This is a genomic window from Streptococcus sp. C300 (genome assembly GCF_000187645.1).
GTDB lineage: Bacteria > Bacillota > Bacilli > Lactobacillales > Streptococcaceae > Streptococcus > Streptococcus oralis_CQ.
Window position 1 is genome coordinate 818,018 of sequence record NZ_GL732466.1, and the last position, 4,588, is coordinate 822,605.

Annotated in this window: 3 protein-coding genes and 1 riboswitch; all 3 genes read right to left on the reverse strand. The window is 44.6% G+C overall.

The window, feature by feature from the left end:
• A partial coding sequence (gene mgtA / locus HMPREF0849_RS03925; protein WP_009013579.1) for a magnesium-translocating P-type ATPase occupies positions 1 to 1,726 on the reverse strand: 1,726 nt, incomplete at its 3' end.
• Positions 1,727 to 1,921: 195 nt separating this feature from the next.
• A riboswitch (M-box (ykoK) riboswitch) is annotated at positions 1,922 to 2,073 on the reverse strand.
• A 53-nt stretch (positions 2,074 to 2,126) separates the two neighbouring features.
• Entirely contained in the window at positions 2,127 to 3,188 is a 1,062-nt protein-coding gene (locus HMPREF0849_RS03930) for a M24 family metallopeptidase (protein ID WP_001042875.1), read from the reverse strand.
• Positions 3,181 to 4,588 (reverse strand): excinuclease ABC subunit UvrA (gene uvrA, locus HMPREF0849_RS03935; RefSeq protein ID WP_009013580.1); only part of this gene is annotated, 1,408 nt, incomplete at its 5' end. The genes HMPREF0849_RS03930 and uvrA, both read right to left, overlap by 8 nt.

The following is a 4,588-nucleotide window of genomic DNA, read 5'->3' on the forward strand; positions in this document are numbered from 1 at the left end:
CCGTCATGGCATCAATATCAGAACCCAACAAGATTTGATCAACGTCTAAACCAACTTTTTCGCAAACTGCTTGGGTTACCTTCTCATTGTCTCCCGTCAAGATCTTTGTTTGAACACCGTGTTCTAACAAAGCTTGGATAGCAGGTGCTGCTGATGGTTTTGGTGGATCTAGAAAGGCAAGATATCCTGTTAGAATCATCTCTTTTTCATCTTCAACGGAGTAAGCAAAACCTTCTTTTAGGCCTGTTTTATAGGCGACTCCCAAGACTCGCAAGCCTTGTTGATTAAGTTGATCTACTTCTTTTAAGATTTCCACTCGGATATCATCCGTCAGAGGGCTAATCTGACCTTGATATTCCACATGGGTTGAAATCGCAAGCATTTCCTCTAGAGCACCCTTGGTTACCAAACTAACAACTTCGTTCTCATCCTTGACGATGACACTCATCCGTCTGCGTTCAAAATCAAAGGGCAATTCATCTATTTTTTGGAAGCTAGTATCCAAATTTTGTAGAATGGCGTGTTCTTTAGCTTCTTTTTCAGTTCTACTGATAATGGCACGGTCCATCAAGTTTTTCAAACCGGTTTGAAAATAGGAATTGAGGTAGGCCCGTCTCAACACAGACAAATCCAAATCTCCATGTATATCCAAAGGATATTCAAGGACAATTTCGTCTTGGGTAAGGGTTCCGGTTTTATCCGTGCATAGGATATCAATAGCACCTAGATCTTGTATGGCATTGAGTTTTTTGATGACGACTTTTTCCTTGGCCATGATAATGGAACCTTTTGCTAAACTGGCCGTGATGATCATAGGAAGCATCTCAGGTGTCAATCCAACACCAACACTCAGTGCAAACACACCTGCTTCCAGCCAGTCGCCATCTGTCAAGCCATTGGAGAGAAAGACGATGGGAACCATGACCAACATCAAACGGATCAAGAGCCAAGAGATGCTGTTCATCTCCCGTTCAAAAGAGGTCGGTTCGTCATAGGTATTGAGGGTCTGCTCGATTTCTCCCATCATGGTGTCATCACCGACCGCTAGAATCAAAGCCTTAGCGCTTCCTGATATCACATTGGTTCCCATAAAAGCGAGCGCTTCTGCTTCTAGCAGACTATCAAAATTTGACTGACTCATTTTTGACAAGGCTAGTTTTTCAACCGAGTCACTTTCACCTGTCAAACCAGACTGTTGGACAAAGAAATCACGTGATTCAATTAAAATGAGGTCTGCTGGAATCATGTCCCCAGCACTTAACTTGACTATATCTCCAACGACCAAATCTTCAATTGCGACCTCTAAACTCTGGCCTTCGCGAATAACTGTGGCTGTGTTCACAATCATTTTGGATAGATTGGTCGCAGCCTTGTCACTCCGCAATTCTTGAACAAAGCGTATGCCACCAGAGATTAGAACGAGAACGACGATGATGATAGAGGTCGTCGGATCTTCTTGCCCAGGCTTCGCCAACCAGACATTGGTCACCATGGAAATCATAGCGATGACCAACAGGATGATTGTAAATGGATTGATAATCGATTCGTAAATCTTTTTGAAGATACTGTCTTCTTGACCCTTGGTGATGGTGTTTTCGCCATATAGGTCACGATTTTTCTCCACCTGCTCCTCAGTCAAGCCTGTTAGACTTGTCTTATAAAAAGATAGAGTTTCGTTTAAAGGTGTGTGAATAGCTACTGCTAATCTTTCTTTTGTAGTTTTCATTGGTTTCTCCTATCTGTATGAATGATGTGTTTCATACACAGAGACCAATCACTTTATAAGGGCAGAACGACACAAATCAGCGATTGGCTGTGTATGTGCGGTTCTGGATGATCGTCAATTTGCATCGTTTGTCTCCTTTCCTTATTCTAAAACAGTAGAAAATCCCACCATAAAATGGCAGGATTAAAAAACTAGTTATCTGTTTTTTCGTTCAAGCTTTAACTCCATAGGGCGATGTAATGAGCTTAGTCTTGGCCTTCGCGACCAGGACTGTTGACCAACGAGTAGTGTCTCCACTGCTTTGCGGTAGTCATCCGTATCCCTATGGTAGCCTCACCTACCGTTTTCGTCTATCAGTATAAACCTTTAAAATATAAAAGTCAACAATTTATCTCATTTTTTAGATAACAATCAATTCTTTTGGAGCAAGTGTCAATAACTCACAACCTGTTTCTGTAATCAAGATATCATCTTCGATACGAACGCCGTATTTTCCTTCAATATAAATACCCGGTTCATCAGTCAAGACCATACCAGATTTAATGACTTCTTTCGAAGTTTGGCTAAAATAAGGTTCTTCGTGTATATCCAGTCCGATACCGTGTCCAATACCGTGAGTAAAGTAGTCACCATAGCCTGCCTCGATGATAATATCACGAGGGATTTTGTCAAAGTCGCGGAAACCTAAGCCATCCTTAGCTTGATCAATCAAGGCTTGGTTGGCTTTCAGGACCGTATTGTAAATCTCTGCCTGCTCGTCACTGACATGACCGAGGTAGATGGTCCGTGTCATATCACTGACATAGTGGTCGTAGAGACAGCCGAAGTCCATGGTAATGGCTTCTCCCGCTTCAACTGGTTTGTGCATTGGATGGGCATGGGGCTTAGAAGAGTTGATACCACTGGCTAGAATGGTATCAAAAGACAAGCCAGATGCTCCCAACTCACGCATACGGAAGTCAAGGAAGTTGGCAATTTCGATCTCAGTTTTTCCTGGTTTGATAAAGTCAAGCGCATCACGAAAAGCTTGGTCTGAGATAGAACATGCCTTGCGAATAGTCGCAATCTCTTTCTCATCTTTAATCATACGAAGTGCTTCAACAAACTGAGTCTGTGGAAGCAAGTCCAAACCTGCAAAAGCTGCCTGCATACGGTGGTAATAAGAAACCGAAATCTCGTCCTCAAAACCAACGCGAGACAAGCCCATATCCTTAACAATGCCTGCAATAACAGCCAATTCATCGCGGTCAGCCACAATCTCAAAACCTGTCACTTCTTGCTTAGCAGCAATGATATAGCGAGAGTCTGTCACCAAAACCTGACGGTCACGGCTGATAAAGACTGTTCCATTTGAGCCCCAAAAGCCGGTCAGGTAATAGACGTTTTTAAGGTTGTTGATGATGATACCATCTAGTTCTTTTTCTTGCATTTTAGCTAGAAATGCTTGCACACGTTTATTCATGATGTAACTTTCCTTTCAAATAGTGTCCTGTGTAGCTGGCTTCATTGGCTGCTACTTCTTCTGGAGTTCCTGTTGCGATGATGGTTCCGCCACCGACACCGCCCTCAGGTCCCAAATCGATGATATGGTCTGCCGTCTTGATGACATCCAGATTGTGCTCAATGACGAGAACAGTATTGCCATCGTCGACAAAGCGAGCTAAAACCTTGAGCAAGCGAGCGATATCCTCGGTATGAAGCCCTGTCGTCGGCTCATCCAGAATGTAGAAGGATTTTCCTGTCGAGCGTTTGTGGAGCTCACTAGCTAACTTCATACGCTGGGCTTCTCCACCTGAAAGGGTGGTAGCTGGTTGTCCTAACGTTACATAGCCCAGCCCCACATCCTTGATGGTCTGAAGTTTGCGTTGAATCTTGGGAATGTGTTGGAAAAATTCCACCGCATCGTTGACGGTCATGTCCAAAACCTGCGAGATATTTTTTTCCTTGTAGTGAACTTCGAGGGTTTCACTGTTGTAGCGAGTCCCATGGCAAACTTCACAAGCAACATAAACATCTGGCAAGAAGTGCATCTCAATCTTGATGATCCCGTCACCTGAGCAGGCTTCGCAACGACCACCCTTGACGTTAAAACTGAAGCGGCCCTTCTTGTAGCCTCGTATCTTAGCTTCATTTGTCTGGGCAAAGAGGTCACGTATATCGTCAAAAACTCCTGTATAGGTAGCTGGGTTGGACCTCGGCGTTCGTCCAATGGGGCTCTGGTCAATATCAATCAAACGGTCTACATGCTCAATCCCTGTGATGGTTTTGAATTTACCAGGCTTGTCTGAATTACGGTTGAGCTTCTGGGCAATAGCTTTTTTGAGGATGCTGTTGATTAAGGTCGATTTCCCTGAACCTGATACACCTGTCACTGCGATGAATTTTCCCAATGGGAAGCGAGCGGTGATATTTTGCAAGTTGTTCTCACGCGCACCCGTCACCTCGATAAAACGACCATTTCCGGCACGGCGCTCTTCTGGTACTGGAATCGCTCGTTTTCCTGATAAGTACTGGCCTGTGATAGACTTGCTGTTGCGAGCCACCTGCTTGGGTGTTCCTGCAGCGACAATCTCTCCACCAAAAACACCAGCTCCCGGACCAACGTCAATCAGATAATCCGCCTCACGCATAGTATCTTCGTCATGTTCTACCACGATGAGAGTATTGCCCAAGTCACGCATCTTCTTCAGGCTGGCAATTAAGCGGTCATTATCCCTCTGGTGAAGACCAATCGACGGCTCATCCAGGATATAGAGGACACCTGATAGGTTGGATCCAATCTGGGTTGCCAAGCGAATACGCTGACTCTCCCCACCTGAAAGGGTTCCTGCCGAACGCGACAGAGTCAGATAGTTGAGTCCC